Here is a 16,740-nt window from a genome sequence, read left to right as displayed (position 1 = left end):
TCAACGCCCTCCAGGGTTCTGGTTGCCGACGAAGCGTAGCTGCACGGCATAAAGCGCCAGGGTCACCACGAGGAGAACCAGCGCCGCGGCACCTCCCATTCCCCAGTTGACCAGCGACTGCACGAATTGCGCGATCAACTCTGCGAGCATCATGTTCGCGGTGCCGCCGAGAAGCGACGGCGTGACGAAATAACCAAGGGACATGACGAAGACCATGAGGGCACCGGCTGCCATGCCGGGCATGGCCAAGGGCAGTAGAACGCGGGTCAGGCACTGCCACCGGTTGGCGCCGCAAAGTGCTGCCGCCTGCAGGGTCGACGGGTCGATCTTCCTAATCACGCCGTAGAGCGGCAGGATGATGAAGGGCAGCATGATATAGGTCATGCCGATCGTGACCCCCGTCAGATTGTTGACGAGTGCTAAGGGCTTGTCGATCAGCCCCATTCCGATCAGCATCTTGTTGATGAGCCCCGTCCGCTGCAGCAGCACCATCCAGGCATAGGTGCGGGCCAGCAGGTTGGTCCACATCGACAGGAGCAGGATTGCAAAAATCACCGAGGTCAGCCGCCCGGGCATGATTGCCAGTGCCCAGGCAACGGGAAATCCGATCAGCAGCGAAATCACCGTGACGAGACCTGAGACGATGAAGGTGTTGGCGAAAATCTTGAGATAGGTCGCGGACCCGATCAGCTGAGCATAGTTTCCAAAGCCTGGCACCGGTTCCAGCACGCTGCGCAGCAGCAGTACCGCCACCGGCGCGATGAAGAAGATCGCCACGAAGGCGAGGGCCGGAAGGACCCCGCCGAAACCTGTTGCTTTGCGCGCCTTTGGCACGGGCGCAATTGCGCCGGAGGCATCGCTAAATGTCGACATGACAGTCCTTCCCACCCGTCAATTTCCGCAGGCGCCGAGGTCCAACAATGGGCACCGACGCTGCGGGAGGCACGGCGAACATTCGCCGTGCCCGTTCATCTCAAGTTTCAGGTTATTTCGCCTGCCAGGCGTACCACTTCTCGCCGATGGCATCGCGATTGTCCGCCCAGTAGTTCATGTCGGCATTCACCTGGCTGGCCGTCTGCTGATCCGGCAGGGTCTTGGCCGTCTCCGGATCCATCAGCTTGGCCGACTCAACGTTGATTGGCGCATATCCGGTGGCTTTTGCAAGGGCGGCCTGCGGTTCGGCCGCGGTCGCCATTGCAATGAACTTCATCGCGGCTTCCACGTTCGGCGAACCCTTCGGCACGACGAGCGAATCCGCAGCGGTGATGTTCTGTTCCCATGAGGTCTCGGTCTTGATGCCGCTTGCCGCAAGCGCAGTCATGCGGCCATTCCAGACACTGCCGAAGGGAGCCTCGGCGGATGCCAGAAGCTGCTGCGACTGTGCGCCGCCCGACCACCAGACGATATCCGATTTGATCGTATCGAGCTTCTTGAAGGCGCGGTCGAGATCAAGCGGATAGAGCTTGTCGGCAGCCACGCCGTCGGCAAGCAGCGCCGCTTCGATCACGCCGGGAGCCGACCACTTGTATAATGTGCGCTTTCCCGGAAACTTTGCCGTGTCGAACAGGTCCGCCCATGTTTTCGGGCAGGTGCTGACGGCATCGGCATTGCAGCCGATCACGAAGGAATAATAGAAACTGCCGACCGAATAGTCGGTCACGAAGCGCGGATCGAGCTTGGATTTGTCGATGACGGAGAAATCGAGTTTCTCCAGCTGGCCATTCTTGCCGGCCTGGGCGGCATAGTCGCCTTCGACGTCGACCACGTCCCAGGTAACCTGACCGGCCTCGACCATCGCCTTGAGCTTGCCGTAATCCGTCGGCCCGTCCTGTACGACGGTGATACCGGTCTTCTCCGTGAACGGGCTTGCCCATGCGGCCTTCTGCGCGTCCTGGGTCGTTCCTCCCCAGCTCGAAAAGACCATGTTGTCGGCGTGCGCCGGTACGGACACAGCCACGAATGCGGCAACCGCCGCGAAAGCAAATGTTGTTTTCATGTTCCCTTATCCTTGTTCTGGTTTGTCCTGTATGCCTTATGCTGTCAGTGCGCCTCGCTCCTGGGAGAAAAGTTAGCTGGCTTCATAATCTTGTTTTCCGCCACCTCGATCAGATCGCGGATCTTGGGCAGAAAGGCCTGCCATCGGGGATCGGCCAAAAGCCTCTGGCGCCTCGCTTCCCGGTCGTCCAGGCTCGCAAAAGCCCAGATGTGAACGATCTCGTTGATTGTTCCGATCTCCGAAAAGAAGTAACCGACGAGCGTACCGAGATGGCTCTTCTGGATCTCGATCCCCTCTTCCTCGACGACTTTGAGATATTGCGGGATGGTGCCGTTCTTCAGCCGGTAGGTGCGGATTTCGTAAAACATCGGCGCTACCTCATCACGAAGGGATCGGGAATCGGATCGTCCGATGTCCTCAGCCAGATCGTCTTGGTGCGGGTATAGTCGAGAGCCGCGGCCATGCCGCCTTCCCTACCATGGCCTGACAGGCCGAAGCCGCCGAACGGCGCAATCGGCGACACCACGCGATAGGTGTTGACCCAGACGATCCCGGCACGGAGCCCCTTCATCAGCCGGTGCGCCCGGGTCAGGTTCTGGGTGAAGACGCCGGAAGCCAAGCCATAGCGGGTATCGTTGGCAAGCCGCAGCGCCTCGGCCTCCGTCTCGAACGACACGACGGACAGGACCGGCCCGAAAAATTCCTCGATCAGCGAGGGCGAGGCGACATCGTCGCAGTCGAGAATCGTCGGCGGGAAATAATAGCCGTCGCCGTCGATCTTGCGCCCTCCCGTGACGAGGCGGGCGCCGCTTTCGATCGACCTGGCGACGAGGGCGCCGATGTTGTCCTGCTGGCGCTTGGTGGCGAGCGGGCCGACTTCGGTCGCCATATCGAGCGGAGCACCGACTCGGATCGCCTCCGCCTTCTTACGCAGCAGGGCGACGAATTGGTCCTTGATGCTGCGTTCGACGATCAGCCGTGACCCGGCAACGCAGCTCTGCCCTGTCGCGGCGAAAATGCCCGCGACCTGGGCATTGGCCGCACTTTCTAGATCTGCGTCGGCAAAGACGATGAACGGCGACTTGCCGCCGAGTTCAAGCGAGGTGGAGGCGAGGTTTTCGGCCGAGTTGCGAACGACGTGCCGGGCGGTTTCAGGGCCGCCGGTAAAAGCGACGTGGGCGACCTTCGGGTGCCGGCCGAGGGCGGCGCCGCAGGAGGCGCCGAAACCCGTGATTATATTGACGACGCCGGCGGGAAAGCCTGCCTCGTGCACGAGCCGCGCAAATTCGAGAAGCGGCGCCGGCCCGTCTTCCGAGGCCTTGACCACCATCGTGCAGCCGGCCGCCAGCGCCGGGCCGATCTTCACCGCCGACAGGAAAAGCTGGCTGTTCCACGGCACGACCATCGCAACGACGCCGATCGGCTCGCGGCGAAGCCAGACATCCATGTCAGGTTTGTCGATCGGCAGGTAGGCGCCTTCGATCTTGTCGGCGATTCCGGCATAGTAGCGATAGTATTCGGCGACATAAGCGATCTGCGCCGAGGTTTCGCGGATGATCTTGCCGGTGTCGCGCGTCTCCAGTTCCGCGAGGACCTGCGCGTTGGCGGCAACCAGATCGGCCAGCTTGTAAAGCAACTTGCCGCGTTGGGTGGCCGTCATTTTCGGCCAGGGGCCTTCGTAAAGCGCCCTGTCGGCAGCTTTTACAGCCCGATCGACATCGCCCTCGCGCGCTTCGGGCATCTCAGCCCAGACCGCGCCGGTGGCTGGATCGATACTCGGATAGCAGGCCTCGCCATCTGAGAATTCACCGTCGATGTAGTGCTGGAAACGTCGCATGGTCTTACTCCTGAAAAGCTGGCATGACCTCGGTGATAAAGCGCTCGAGCGACGCCTTCTTGCGCTCGAAGCTCATGCCGGTGTCGATCCAGAAGGAATATTCGTCATAGCCGAGCGCTTCATACGCCTTGAGCCGGTCGATGACGGTCTCAGCGTCGCCAACGACATTGTTGGTGCGCATGACCTGGTCCGACAGCATCGCGTTTGCTCTGATCTGTTCATCCGGAATCCGTTCGATCAGACCCTGGGCAATCGGCTTCTCATTCTTGAACCAGGCGAAGAAATAATTGTAGTACACGCTGAGTTCATGGGCGGCCTGGGCGACATCGTCCTCCGACGAACCGACATAGGTATGGCGCAGCAACATGATCTTGGGTCGCTCGATCTCGGGATTCTTGGCGCAGGCGTCGTTGAAGCGCTCCATCAACGACCGAACCTCGTCGTCGCCCTGCCAGAGTGGCGTGACCTGAACGTTGCAGCCGTTGGCCACGGCGAATTCGTGCGAGTTCGGATCGCGCGCCGCCACCCATATGGGCGGGTTCGGCTGCTGCAGCGGCTTCGGCGCCGAGGTGGTCGACGGAAACTTGAAGAATTCCCCATCATGCGCGTAGTCGCCGGCCCATATGCCCTTGACGGCCGGGATGAGCTCGCGCATGCGCTGGCCGGCACCCCAGGCATCGAGCCCGGGCAGCAGGCGCTCATATTCGAAGGAATAGGCTCCGCGCGCGATGCCGATGTCAAGTCGTCCATCGCAGATGATGTCGGCCATGGCCGCCTCGCCGGCGAGCTTGATCGGATGCCAGAAGGGGGCGATGACCGTCCCCGTTCCGAGCCGTGCCCGCGATGTGCGGCGCGCCAGATCGGCAATGGTCACGAACGGATTGGGCGCAATGGTGAAATCCATGCCATGGTGTTCGCCCGTCCAGATCGCATGCATGCCGCCCTTGTCGGCGATCTCGCAGAGCGCGACAAATTCCTCGTAGAGGCTCTTGTGGCTTTGGCTGGCGTCGAGCCGTTCCATATGGACGAAGAGGGAGAACTTCATGCTTTTGCGTCCTTGGCTGGAATTGGGTGAACGGTGCCGCCGGTCTCGTCGCCGAAATAGACGCCGAAATTGCCGATCGAGCTTTCCATCGCGAAACGGCTGATAATATCGGCGGTCGAACTGGTCTTGAACTTTGCCGCAACCAATGCATCAGGCTTCAGGAACCGGCCGCCGGCCGGCTCGCCCTCTCCGGCAACTGCGTGATAGACAATGTGCTGCTTGCCGTCGCTCTTGCCCTCGTAAACCGAATAGAGAAAGCCGATGCTGACCTTCAGCCCGGTTGATGTTTCCAGGTATTTTTGCAGTGCCTCGGTCGGGCTGCCGTCATGGGCGTCGACGCTTGGCAGGGAGAGCACATCCTCGCCGAGCAGCAGAACCTCTCCGCGGCGCTCGACAACGGCTGCAAGTTCCATATTGCCTTCGCTTGCCGCTGACACCGCCTTGCTTGCGAGCGTCGGCGTGAAATAACCGCCACGCGCATAGCCGAGACCGTTGCGGCCGCTATTGTCGAAAGCTTCGATGCGGCCCATCAAGATGACGTGGTCGCCAGCCTCGATGACCTCTTCCATGGCGCATTCGAACCAGGCCGCCACGTTCGAGAATATCGGGCAGCCTGCCGATCCCTTCGCCCATTCGACCGCCGCAAACCTGTCCTCGACCGGGCGTGCAAAGGTGTTCGACACGTTTTTCTGCGTTTCCGAAAGCACGTTGATCGCAAAATGCTGCGCTCCGGTCATGATGGCAAAATTGCGCGACGTCTTGGCAAGGCAGACCAGGAGCAAAGGCGGATTGAGCGAGACCGAGGTGAAGGAGTTCGCTGTGAAGCCGATCGGATGTCCTTCCCCGTCGCAGGCGGTGACGACAGTCACGCCGGTCGGAAAAGCCCCGAATGCATCTCGCAGTGCTCTTGGGTCGACAGTCTGGATTGTCATCGTTCATGCTCCCCGAACGACAGCCACTCAGCGAGCAGCGAATTGACGATATCAGGTGCGGTCAGGTTCACCATATGGCGATGACCTTCGACGATGCGGGCGTAGCCCCGCGGCGCAAGCTCTGCCATTTGCGTCGCCATCAAGGGCGTCGAGTTCGGATCATCGGACCCCGTCAGAAACAGCGCCGGGCCAGCCACGTCTTTCCAGCCGTCAGCATAGGTCTCATCTCCGCCCGCGAAGGCGGCATAAGCGACGGCATATCCCTGGGGATCGACGAGGTTCAGCCATTTTCGCGTCAATTCACGCGCAGCGACGCTGTCTGCATCATCGCCGAACCAACGGGCCAGAGGGCCTTCCTTGTCGACGCCCGATACCGGAATGGCCGCGGCGCGCGAAAGCACGGCGGCCTTTGCTTCAGGGTCACGCCTGTAGACGCCGTTGAGGTAAGCGACGCGGCTGATCCGCTCGCCAAAGGTCGCGGCCGCACCTCCCGAAACCAGTGCGCCCATCGAGTGCCCGGCAACATTTGCCGTGTCGATTGCCATCTCGTCGAGAAAACGTCCGAACCAGGCGACGAACTCCTCGAGCCGGCAGCCCGCCGGCAGCTTTACGCTCTCACCATGTCCCGGCATGTCGACAGCGATGACGCGATGGCCTGCAGACAGAAATGCGATCTGCGGAGCCCAGGCCTCGAGCCGCATGCCGACGCCATGAATGAGAACCAGCGGCTCACCGCTGCCGGCCTCGTGATAGGCCGTTCCGCTTGCCGTCGTCTTTCGGGGCAAGGCACCGGCGGCGTTTGTTGCTGCAGCGGTGCGTGTGGTCGATCCGGCTGTCAGCATCTCGGAGCGCTCCCTCAAACGCCCGCAGGATTGGCAACGTCCTGCCCCAGGGCTTTGAGATCCTGGTAGCGGTCGCCGATGCGGTGATGCGGGCGCCCGCCTATCGAAGCGCCAAGAGCCACGACGATCTCGTCGGCAGCAGGCGCGTCGGGGATCGACGTCTGGATGGTCAGGTAGTGCGAACGGCGGCCTTCATCGTTCTTGTCCATCAGCGGGATCATGATCGGTGCATTGGCCGGACCGCGTGTGTTGCAGAAGGCGAGATAGGACTTGGCGCCGACGGCCTGGCGATAAAAATTGCCGAAGCGCAGCGTGTGGATGAGCGCGGACCCGTGTTCGATCTCGCCGTCCAGGCCGACGACAGCGGACTTTCCATAGCCTTCGACAGCCTCGCCGGACCCAACTGCATCGATGATCATCTTGGTCAGCAACTCGCCGAGCACCGGAGCGCCTGCGTTAATTTCGGGCTTAAGGTCGTCTACAAAGCCGCGACCTGCCCAGGGATTCTTCACGACCGCGAAGGCGGTAAACAGCTTCAGCGGAACCGCCGCGGCCTTACCGCCTTCGATCAGCGTCGTTTCGATCTGCAGTCCCGTCTTGCGAATTTGAATGGCCATCGAGCACCTCATTTCTCAACTATGTATTATGGTATACCATAATACAGGAGTGTCAAGTCGGCTTTCCGACGACAGATTCTGGCCGAGGCGGTGGCGCGCGTACGCGCTCGAATCTCCGCGCAGCGCTTTCGTCCTTCAGTGCGTTGTCAGCTGACAAACGACCCGGCGAGGCCGTAGGCGCAGGCCGAATCCAGTTCATATGATACCACCTATATTATTTAATATGGCATACCATCACATTGAGCAAAGTTGGGTGTCAAGCGTGGAGTGCGGGGTCTGCTGAATTCCTGGGAATGTGATTGCGCCTGCTGGCGTAACATCGGCAGATGCTCGGTGCCGGCGCTTTGCCATCCACCGCTGACGAAGACCGTAGCAGTCTCCGCCGCGCCTAGAACAGGATGTCGTCCAAAAGACGCTTACACGTTTCGGCATCATGCTCTAGTCAAAACACCGTAGGGCGACTATTATAGTTGGATTGCTCTTGATACGAATTCATCTCTACCAAAATTCGGAAATTTCTTGCTTCATTTCATCAACATCTTAGGAATACTTCTTCGCGGCGCCATCCTATTGGTAGCGTGCTCCGTGGCCTCGCTTAGTCGATCGACCGGGTTTATCGCATCGATACTCAGAGGGGGAACACGAATGGCCTTATGAGCCGTATAGCTCCAGATGTGGCGAGATGTTGGTTTACCCCCTGCATGACTGTTCACCGAAGTGCTATTTAAATTTTCATTCGTACCAAGAGGGGATTTTCGAAGGAAAGGAACTATGACAAGCGACCTCGCCGAGCGGCCTTCGCGGTCCTACTCCTTCGGGCCGTTCATGCTGATTCCCGAGCGCCAACTGCTCTTGCAAGGCGAGGCGCCCGTTCGGATAGGAGGCCGCGCGCTGGATATCCTGACGGCACTAGTTGAGCGGCCTGGCGAACTTGTAAGCAAACGCGAGTTAATGGCTCGCGCTTGGCCAAACATCATCGTTGACGAAGGTAACCTCAAGGTCAACATGGCGGCGTTGCGGCGAACGCTTGGGGACGGACCCGGCGCCGCGAAATATATCGCGACCGTGACAGGGCGCGGATATCAGTTCACTTCTCCCGTCCAGAGACATGGATCATCGGGCCTTGCGGCGCCCTTTCGTTCGCCAACACCACGCAATCACAATTTGCCGATTGCGACGTCGACGATCTTTGGAAGGGCAGATACAATTGATGCTATTCGACGGGATCTGGGAGAATCCCGCCTGGTGTCGGTCGTTGGCGCCGGCGGTATCGGAAAGACGACAGTGGCGCTCGCTGTCGCCGAGCACGAACTTAAGGCGTTTAAGGATGGCGTCTGGCTTGTTGATCTGGCGCTTCTGAAGGACCCGGCCCTAACGCCCAACGCCATAGCGACAGCGCTCGGCCTGGCGGTCCATTCTGCAGACGCCCTTGCCAGCCTGTGTGACTCCTTGCGCGATCGCGAGGTGTTGCTCGTGCTCGACAGTTGCGAACACATCATTGACGCTGCGGCGTCCTGCGCAGACCGCCTCCTGGCTGAAGTTGCCGGCGTGAGGATCCTCGCCACCAGCCGAGAACCACTTCGAGTGAAAGGGGAACGCGTGCGAAGGCTGCCGGGATTAGGCGCGCCGCCGCGCTCGTCTCGGCTGAGCGCCGCCGAAGCACTGTCATTCCCTGCCATTGAGCTTTTTGTGGACCGAGCAACCGACAGCTTCGAACTGTTTGAGCTGCATGACGTCGATGCGCCGGCCGCTGCCGAGATATGCCGGAGACTTGATGGCCTGGCGCTTGCAATAGAACTTGCCGCGACACGCATCGATGCATTCGGAGTCGGCGGTCTGTTGAAGCAACTCGATGATCGATTCCGCCTTCTTGTCGGGCGGCGGGCGGGCCCGGAGCGGCATCGCACCCTGATTGAAACGCTCGACTGGAGCTACGGCCTGCTGACGGAAAGCGAGACCGCGCTGCTACGCGCTGTATCCGTTTTCGCAGGTCTTTTCGATATCGAAGGCGCTTCGGCAGTGTCGAACGTCGCTCCCGCCGAAACGGCGGACGCCGTGGCACAGCTTGCAGCGAAGTCTTTGCTTGCGTTTGATGTCGACACCGACGGCGTCGCATATCGTCTCCTTGAAACAACGCGAGCTTATTGTCTCGAACGACTGCGGGTCAGCGGCGAGGATCAGATAATTCGCCAACGCCACGCGGAGCATGTGTGCACGGTGCTCGAGCGGGCCACGGCAGAATGGGCTGAGCGCCCTGCCCGTGAATGGGAAGCCGCCTATGGGCGTGTACTCGACGATTTGCGTGGTGCGTTAGCGTGGGCAGCTCAGGATACAGTGAACCGGTCTCTGCGCATCCGGCTGACCGTCGCTGGACTCCTGCTCTGGAACCATCTGTCGCTCACCGAAGAATGCCGCGTTCATGTTTCGCAGGCGATTGAAGAACTTGGCCCGGCGGGACTCGCCGGCAGCGTGTTTGAGATGCAGCTTCAGGTGTGGCTTGGTGGCGCTACTATGTTCACGCAAGGCCTCATGCCTCAGGCGCGAAACGCCATGCAACGGGCGTTGGACATCGCCGTTCAAATTGGCGACACCGATTGCCGTGTTCGTTGCCTTCGGTTGATCGGAGTGTTTGAACTTTTCCGCGGCGAGAACGACGCCGCGGTCCGCACACTTGAGACCTTCGCCTCGGTTGCAGCCGCGGAGGTCCCCTCCGCCGTGTTGGAGGCGGAAGTAGCCCTCGGGATCGGCAAACTCTTCATCGGCCAGCTCCACGACGTCCGGCAACGCTTCGAACGTCGTCACCTGCTCAATCTGGAAGACATCAGCGATACCCAACGCTTAAGGCGGCACGTGCGGTACCTCTCCGATAGGATCGTCGATGTGACGAATCTATTGTCGCATGCACAATGGTTGACGGGTTCACCAGACATCGCTCTGGACACCGCGCGGGCAACGGTCGACTACGCGTCCAAGACCAAGCATCACCTTTCACTGGGCAATGCGCTCTCATGGGTCTGTCCGGTATTCTATTGGGCAGGACATTATGACGAGTGTGGTCGTTATGTCACCATGCTCGATGACCAAGCGAGGCGGCACGGATTCGACGTCCGGCGTCCAGTCGCGATGTTCTATCGTGCGGCGCTAGCATGCGCGCAAGGCGACGATGCGGCCCAACGTATTGACGACCTCGAGCGGGCCATTGCGGAATTCCACTCCACGAGGCACCTAGCGCGATTGCCCTTCTACCTAAGCGTCCTCGCAGACTTCCAAGCCCGGCGTGGGCGTCTTGGCGACGCGGAGGCTACGATCCGAGCCGCGCTTGACCGAGCAGATGCGAAAAATGACCTGTGGTGCCTGCCCGAGGTGTCGCGAGTCCAAGCCTCCATTCTGCTTGCCCAAGGCCAGGCGGACAGGGCTGAGATGCAACTCAAAAAGTCAATGACACTTGCGCAGGCAATAGGTGCCTCGTCATGGCGATTGCGTACGGCCCTCGACCTCGCACGCCTCTGGTGCGCTCAGTCGAGGGCCGACGATGCTTATCAGATGCTATTGCCCATATTCAGCGAATTCACGGAGGGGTTCGAGACGCGCGACCTTGTTGCCGCCGCCGACATCCTCGGCTCGCTCAGCACTCTCCAGAGAAATCGAGGCCCACTCTTAACAACTCGGCCGTGATCCGACCTTCAAGTGGCCTACCTTCGATTCCCTGCTAAAGAATTCCCCCGAGCCGGCGCAAAAGCAGAGCATCGGCGTCGGCTTATCGACGCGCAAGCGCCGCAGCGATCGACGGCTCATATTGTCCGTCTATTTGAATGAACAACATGCGGCACATTTTGCCAGAGCGGTTCGCCCACGCGTGGTTGGTGCCGCGCTGGATTACGACACTGTAGGGCTTGAGCGGCACTTCGGAATCGTCGAGCATCAGCGTCATCTCACCCTCGATAACGATGCCATAGTCGATGGCCTCGCTCCGGTGCATCATCGGGTGCGGCGAATCTGTCTTTACAGTCAAACCGCCGGGGTCATTGACCTCATTAAACAGCTCCTTCATCTGCAATGTGCCATCGGCAAGGTATTCGGCGTCTGGCGGCATGTCGACGAAGCGGATGCGGGTGCCGTGCTTTGGCGGCTGGTGCATCAGCGCACCGGTGGTCGGATCGGCACCATTGTCCACCTGCGCCGGTGTGCCGCGCGTTTCCCAAACCTCGTGGAAGATCATCCCAGGAATAGCATTCAATTCGACGATTGTTGGCAGCGGTCCGTTGATCGCGACAATAGATTTGCCATCGGCATCATGTCCGGTGACGACGCGGTGGATTCCCGGAAAGGACATGGATATGCTCCTTGAGGATAGGTGGTGGTCCTGTAGTGCGACATAGTAGCGAAGAGACGTCCAGTATTTCTAGAGTCGCGATGTGACCCAGCGATATTTAGGCGGTTACGTCTTCCTTGCCCAAGTCATTGAACGGCTCGTGAAGGAGTTCTCCGCAGATCATTAACGTCTTATCTTTCGATCCAGACTGATCCATTGATCGTCCTTCACTTGCGCGCTTCATTCTCGAACTCCTAGCAGCCCTTACGACCTAGAAAATCCCTGATCAGCGCTGCGATTTCCGGTCCGTCAGTCTCCAGGGCAAAGTGCCCCGTATCGAAGAGATGAATCTCGGCGTCGGGAACATCGTTGCGGAAGGCATGTGCGCCAGCCGGGGCGAAGAAGGGATCTCCGTTTCCCCAAACGGCTAGAACAGGCGGCCTCGTCGCCCGCAGATACTCTTGCCAGCGTGGATAGAGAGCGATGTTCGACTTATAGTCGCCGAACAAGTCGAGTTGCACTTCCGGATCGCGGTCGAGAATGGCCTGATCGTGCGCAACGGCGTCGGGGCTGACGAGTTCGAGTTTGTCCTCGGGCACGCCATGTGTGTACTGAAACCGTGTGGCGTCTACGGTGAGGAACGAACGTAGCGCGTCGCGATTCGCTGGGCTGGGATTTTCCCAATAGGCCCTCATGGGCTGTATGTTGGCCTCCCTTAATCCCACTTCGTAGACATTGCCGTTTTGCGTGATGATGGCGGAAATTCGGTTCGGATATGCCGCGGCTAAACGAAAACCGACGGGCGCGCCATAATCGAAAACCATCAGTCCGAACCGTTCAAGCTTCAGCGTGTCCACCAACGCCAAAACGGCCTTATAAAGATTGCCGAACGTGTAGGCGTATGCACCACGCGCGGGTGCCTTTGTTGATCCAAACCCTGGAAGGTCCGGCGCTACTATCCTGTGTCTGTCCGCGAGTTGGAGAATGAGATCGCGGTACATGTGGCTTGACGTTGGGAAGCCGTGAAGCAGCAGCAGAACAGGCGCTGCTTCAGCACCTACCTCGCGATAAAACATCTCCACCTCACCGAGATTGACCTTCTTATATCGCACCCGGTGCCAGCTCATCGCTTGTTCCCCATAGCATAGTGGCTAACATTCTCATTCTCAGGTGTCGGAGATCGAGCGTGAGATTAAGGCTCGTCCCGATCTCGCAAATATAGTGTTAAACACGCGCATGCCCGACCTCGACCGGACTCAGCACCAACGCGGTGCGGTCTGCTAAGTCACCGATCTGCGCGAGATAGTTCTTATAGTGGTGGGTCTCACGGTGTGCTGCGACGGCTGCGCCATCCACATACAGTTCATCGAGAACATACCGGTCGGGACGAGACTGGTCCTGCCAAATATCCCACCGCAGATTGCCCGGCTCTGCTCGGCAGTCCGTCGCCATTCCGAGAAGCAGTGCCTGCAGCTTCTCTGCCTTGTCTGGCCGAGAGTTAAGGATTGCTGTGATCTTAACGTACGATGACATGGACTAAGCCTTTCAATCTCCGACATAAGCCAATCAAGGCTGTGGCAATTGATACCGAGCCCCCCAGTTGGCCAGCGTCCAAAGCGAGCGGAAGCGTTGCAGTGTCCGCCTGAAATGAGCGCCGGGGCGTGGCCAATGACTCCCGATTAACGCCTTGCGACTTTTCGATCGAGGAAATCGTGAATGAGCGGCGCCATCTCATCCAGCTTGTCTTCAAGGGCGAAATGGCCTGTGTCGAGGAGGTGCATTTCAGCGTCTGGAAGATCCCGCGGGTAAGGATGGGCGCCGTCCTCTGGGAAGATCTTGTCATTCTTACCCCAGACGATCAGCGTCGGCGGCTTGCGTTCGCGGAAGAAGGCCTGGAACTGCGGGTAGAGCGGGACGTTCGTGCCGTAATCGTGGAAGAGATCGAGCTGGATATCCTTGTTGCCCGGCCGGTCGAGCAAGGCCTGATCGTGAACCCAGTTGTCGGGGCTGATGCGGGTGAGGTCCTTGACGCCGTCCGTGTACTGGAACTTGGTGGTCTCGAGGACCACCAGATTGGAGAGAGCCTCGCGCTTCTCTTTCGAATCGTCGGCCCAGTAGGCCTTGATCGGATCCCAGAACTCGCGCAGGCCTTCTTCATAGGCATTGCCGTTCTGGACGATCAACCCGCTCACCCGTTCCGGGTGCTTGAGAGCCAGACGGTAGCCGACCGGTGCGCCGTAATCCATGAGATACATCGCATATTTCTTGGCGCCGAGCTGGGTCATCAGCGTATCGACCATGTCTGCATAGTGGCCGAAGGTGTAGGCGAACTTGGTGTGATCGGGTGCATCACTCTGACCGAAGCCCGGATAGTCGGGTGCGATGACGTGATAGCGATCTGCCAGCAGCGGAATGAGGTTGCGGAACATGTGCGAGGATGTCGGGAAGCCGTGCAGAAGCAGCACGACCGGCCCCTCGGCCGGGCCGGCTTCACGATAGAACATGTCGACGCCATCGATCTTGGTCGAACGATAGAAGACGGTGATTGGCGTCCGGGGACTGGCCGCTGAGTTCTGAGCCGGAGCGGCGAACGCCTGAGGAACCTGCACCAGGCTGACGGTAGCAAGCACCAGGGAAATGATCAGTCGGTTCATTTTCATCTCCATAATTAGTTGCGGCTGAGCGCGAGGTCGATTCCAATATTTAGAAGGAAATCTCGACGCAGTGAGCCATGACGGCCGTCTTGCTTCACTCGCCGCGGCACGGCGGCAGTAGTCCGAGCACCATAGCTACTTTGGCCCGGCCGCAGCGCTAGTGATGAAGTCGACGACATCCTTGGGATGCGATAGCATCACCGCATGGCTGCTCTGGATTTCGATAACCTTCGCGCCAGCCCTCGCGGCCATGGAGCGCTGTCGGCTCGGTGGAACCATGCGATCCAGCGCAGTCACCATGAAATAGCTCGGCTTCTGCTTCCAGGCTGGGCTGGTTATCTTGGTCTGAACGGCCCCGAGCCCCCAAGGCACCTGAGCTGCAGCCATAAACCGCGTCGTCGAGATATCGACGTCGGCGGCGAAAGCGGCGGGAAACTTCGCTGGATCGACAAGGATGAAACCGTCGCTTGGCGGTAGCAGCGGAGCCCCTTCTTCGCCTGGCGTCGGCGCAGTCGCCAGATCAAACACCGACTCTCCCGCCGCCGGTGCAAAGGCAGCGATATAGACAAGGCTCCTGACCTTTGCGTCGGCGCCGGCCTCGGTAATTACAGCCCCGCCATAGGAGTGGCCGACAAGCACTACCGGATGCTTGGCATTCGCGATGACCCTCTTGGTCGCCGCGACATCACCATCCAAGGTGATCGTGGGGTTCTGGACAACCAGGACTTCATATCCGTCCGCTGACAGCATGTTGTAGACAAGCTGCCAGCCGGAGGCGTCGACGAACGCTCCATGCACAAGCGCGATCGAGACTGGCTTCTCCGCGGCGGCGGAGGCGACCGGAGCAAGAGCAATCATGGCAGCGAGTAATCTCCAAATTGACCGTTTCATCAGTGTCTCCATCAATCTCTGAGTTGAGCCGCCTATTCGGCCGCGGCGAGGAGTTTTTCGACTGTCCCGTCGGTGCTCCACACGCCATGGCCATAAAGCGGTAGTTGATGAGCGCGGCGAGATAGCCATCGCCGTCGGGGAGCTTCGAGGCGGCCACGCGCCACTGCCGTGTCACGCTGCAGCGCGCTTCCGGTCCAACGCAGCGATCAGGGCCACGGCAATCGGATGATCCGAACGGGGATTCTGCCCGGTGATCAATTCGCGATCCTCGATCACATAGGGGTCGAAGTCGACGGGCGTGGTGCCCACGATGCCGCCCGCAAGGTTTAGCGCGAACGGCATGTCGAAATAGATCTTGGCGTGCAGGATGGTGTCCTCGATGACCTTCTCCTCGGTCGCCGAAAAGACCGTCATCTTGTAGCCCGCATATTGCCAGCCCTTGGCCCATTCCTTCGCCTTCTCGGGATCGCCGGCGATCAGCGCCGCGCGGAACTCGCGCGCATAGGGCATTGCCGCAACGGCAGAGATCGGGCCGTGGCATAGCATCGCGGTGGGCTTAGAATGCTCGTGGAAGTGGCGCAGGATCTCGCCGATCTCCTGGTCCTGCATCAGGTCGACGATCGGCGCCTGGCCGCCGGGAATGTGCAGGCCAACATAGCTGTCCAGTCCTTCATCGAGTACCGAGCGCAGGGTGCGCGCCTTCATCGACGGGTCGTTTGCGTAGTAGTCCTTCGCGCGGGCATAAGCCGCCTCGTCTCCGCCGAAATGTGCGGCTGCGTCCGACGCCCGGTCGATCGTCGGCGGTGTTCCGTCCGGCGTCGCAAGCACCACCTCATAGCCGGCTTCGATCAGGGCCATCGCCGGTACGACCGTCTCATTGAGATACTGGCCGGTGACGCCCCAATAACCGCCCTTCGTCTCGATCCGGGTCGCGTTCGACCCAAGAACCACGACTTTTCCCTTACTCATGACTTCCTCCGTGCCTTGCATTACGAGTGCAGCGATGGAGTAAGTCTTATACTTTTCTCCCCTAGATGGGGGTTAGGTGCGGTTAAATCCGGTAAGGTGCTTTTACGGCGCTTGATCCGGTGAAAGTTGTTCTCCGGCACCGGCGGCGTACCAGGGCCGAGACGAGGCGGACCACACCCTTGAGCACGCGTTGCGCTGCCTCTGCGAGGCGCCGGTGGGCGTCGAGCGGCGCATCGGAGATGCTGGAAGCACCTGAAGTTCGAGGAGCTCGCGCCGCTTACCGACGCGGGGCTAACGCGCCAGGGACTGTTGGTTCGAGCCCTCCAGAGGACTGTCTCAAGAAAGAGACGGTTGTTGTTGCCGCTGCGACCGGGATCGGTGTCCTTGCCATGGCAATGGGGAGCTATCTTCTCCCACTGCCTATCCGGCAAATCTGTGCGAATCATCCTCAAACTCTTCAAAAGGAGCTTGAATCATGATGCGTCCATCGGTGAAACCCTGAATCTCAACAGACCCTAGGTGTTTAGTCCCGGCATTTGATGGTGCATTATTTTCCTTAGAATGGAGGGAGGCACTATGGGCCAGGTTCTACACGGGAGCGCCACAACGACAGAGGCAATCCGTCGAGCAATACAAAATAGTGAA

At 59.8% G+C, this 16,740-nt stretch carries 16 protein-coding genes; 1 reads left to right on the top strand and 15 read right to left on the bottom strand.

Features of this window, described 5'->3' with window-relative positions; genetic code table 11:
* The 8 genes from GFM02_RS29140 to GFM02_RS29105 all read right to left on the bottom strand — a co-directional run bounded on the left by GFM02_RS29140 (position 1) and on the right by GFM02_RS29105 (position 7,269).
* Positions 1-873, bottom strand: a complete 873-nt coding sequence (locus GFM02_RS29140; RefSeq protein ID WP_168323561.1) for an ABC transporter permease — start codon at positions 871-873, stop codon at positions 1-3.
* A gap of 112 nt (positions 874-985) precedes the next feature.
* A complete protein-coding gene (locus GFM02_RS29135) occupies positions 986-1,996 on the bottom strand; it encodes an ABC transporter substrate-binding protein (protein ID WP_168323560.1) in 1,011 nt (336 codons plus the stop codon).
* A 44-nt stretch (positions 1,997-2,040) separates the two neighbouring features.
* Positions 2,041-2,364: an NIPSNAP family protein gene (locus GFM02_RS29130; RefSeq protein WP_003538302.1), complete on the bottom strand. Its 324-nt coding sequence runs from the start codon at positions 2,362-2,364 to the stop codon at positions 2,041-2,043.
* 5 nt (positions 2,365-2,369) lie between these two features.
* On the bottom strand, positions 2,370-3,833 hold the full coding sequence (locus GFM02_RS29125; protein WP_168323559.1) for an aldehyde dehydrogenase: 1,464 nt from the start codon (positions 3,831-3,833) through the stop codon (positions 2,370-2,372).
* A 4-nt stretch (positions 3,834-3,837) separates the two neighbouring features.
* Positions 3,838-4,878, bottom strand: a complete 1,041-nt coding sequence (locus tag GFM02_RS29120; RefSeq protein ID WP_168323558.1) for an LLM class flavin-dependent oxidoreductase — start codon at positions 4,876-4,878, stop codon at positions 3,838-3,840.
* Entirely contained in the window at positions 4,875-5,810 is a 936-nt protein-coding gene (locus tag GFM02_RS29115; protein ID WP_168323557.1) for a flavin reductase family protein, read from the bottom strand. Before GFM02_RS29115 ends, GFM02_RS29120 begins: the two co-directional genes overlap by 4 nt.
* On the bottom strand, positions 5,807-6,652 hold the full coding sequence (locus GFM02_RS29110; RefSeq protein WP_168323556.1) for an alpha/beta fold hydrolase: 846 nt from the start codon (positions 6,650-6,652) through the stop codon (positions 5,807-5,809). The genes GFM02_RS29115 and GFM02_RS29110 overlap by 4 nt, the downstream gene beginning before the upstream one ends.
* A 14-nt stretch (positions 6,653-6,666) precedes the next feature.
* Positions 6,667-7,269, bottom strand: coding sequence for an amino acid synthesis family protein (locus GFM02_RS29105; RefSeq protein ID WP_168323555.1), 603 nt, complete (start codon positions 7,267-7,269; stop codon positions 6,667-6,669).
* 771 nt (positions 7,270-8,040) lie between these two features.
* Between GFM02_RS29105 and GFM02_RS29100 the strand changes: the two genes are divergently transcribed.
* Positions 8,041-10,944, top strand: a complete 2,904-nt coding sequence (locus tag GFM02_RS29100; protein WP_168323554.1) for an ATP-binding protein — start codon at positions 8,041-8,043, stop codon at positions 10,942-10,944.
* Between the two features lie 82 nt (positions 10,945-11,026).
* Here GFM02_RS29100 and GFM02_RS29095 read toward each other — a convergent pair whose 3' ends face one another.
* The 7 genes from GFM02_RS29095 to GFM02_RS35770 form a co-directional block, all read right to left on the bottom strand.
* The gene (locus tag GFM02_RS29095; RefSeq protein WP_168323553.1) at positions 11,027-11,602 is read right to left on the bottom strand and encodes a cupin domain-containing protein; all 576 of its coding nucleotides are present in this window, start codon (positions 11,600-11,602) and stop codon (positions 11,027-11,029) included.
* Between the two features lie 233 nt (positions 11,603-11,835).
* The gene (locus GFM02_RS29090; RefSeq protein ID WP_020048009.1) at positions 11,836-12,708 is read right to left on the bottom strand and encodes an alpha/beta fold hydrolase; all 873 of its coding nucleotides are present in this window, start codon (positions 12,706-12,708) and stop codon (positions 11,836-11,838) included.
* 97 nt (positions 12,709-12,805) lie between these two features.
* Positions 12,806-13,114 carry a putative quinol monooxygenase gene (locus GFM02_RS29085; RefSeq protein WP_020048010.1) on the bottom strand — a complete coding sequence of 103 codons (309 nt, stop codon included), beginning with the start codon at positions 13,112-13,114 and terminating at the stop codon, positions 12,806-12,808.
* A gap of 146 nt (positions 13,115-13,260) precedes the next feature.
* Positions 13,261-14,235, bottom strand: coding sequence for an alpha/beta fold hydrolase (locus GFM02_RS29080; protein WP_020048011.1), 975 nt, complete (start codon positions 14,233-14,235; stop codon positions 13,261-13,263).
* Positions 14,236-14,370: 135 nt separating this feature from the next.
* Positions 14,371-15,126, bottom strand: coding sequence for an alpha/beta hydrolase (locus tag GFM02_RS29075; RefSeq protein ID WP_131664920.1), 756 nt, complete (start codon positions 15,124-15,126; stop codon positions 14,371-14,373).
* Positions 15,127-15,297: 171 nt separating this feature from the next.
* Positions 15,298-16,095, bottom strand: coding sequence for a DJ-1/PfpI family protein (locus GFM02_RS29070; protein WP_026264750.1), 798 nt, complete (start codon positions 16,093-16,095; stop codon positions 15,298-15,300).
* A 20-nt stretch (positions 16,096-16,115) separates the two neighbouring features.
* Complete coding sequence (locus GFM02_RS35770; RefSeq protein WP_205930514.1) at positions 16,116-16,541, bottom strand: transposase; 426 nt, start codon at positions 16,539-16,541, stop codon at positions 16,116-16,118.
* Between the last annotated feature and the right edge of the window lie 199 nt (positions 16,542-16,740).

The organism is Rhizobium leguminosarum bv. viciae (assembly GCF_012276115.1).
GTDB classification, from domain to species: Bacteria; Pseudomonadota; Alphaproteobacteria; order Rhizobiales; family Rhizobiaceae; genus Rhizobium; species Rhizobium leguminosarum_T.
The sequence above is the reverse complement of the archived record's forward strand: the minus strand, read 5'-3'. Positions and strand labels throughout refer to the sequence as shown.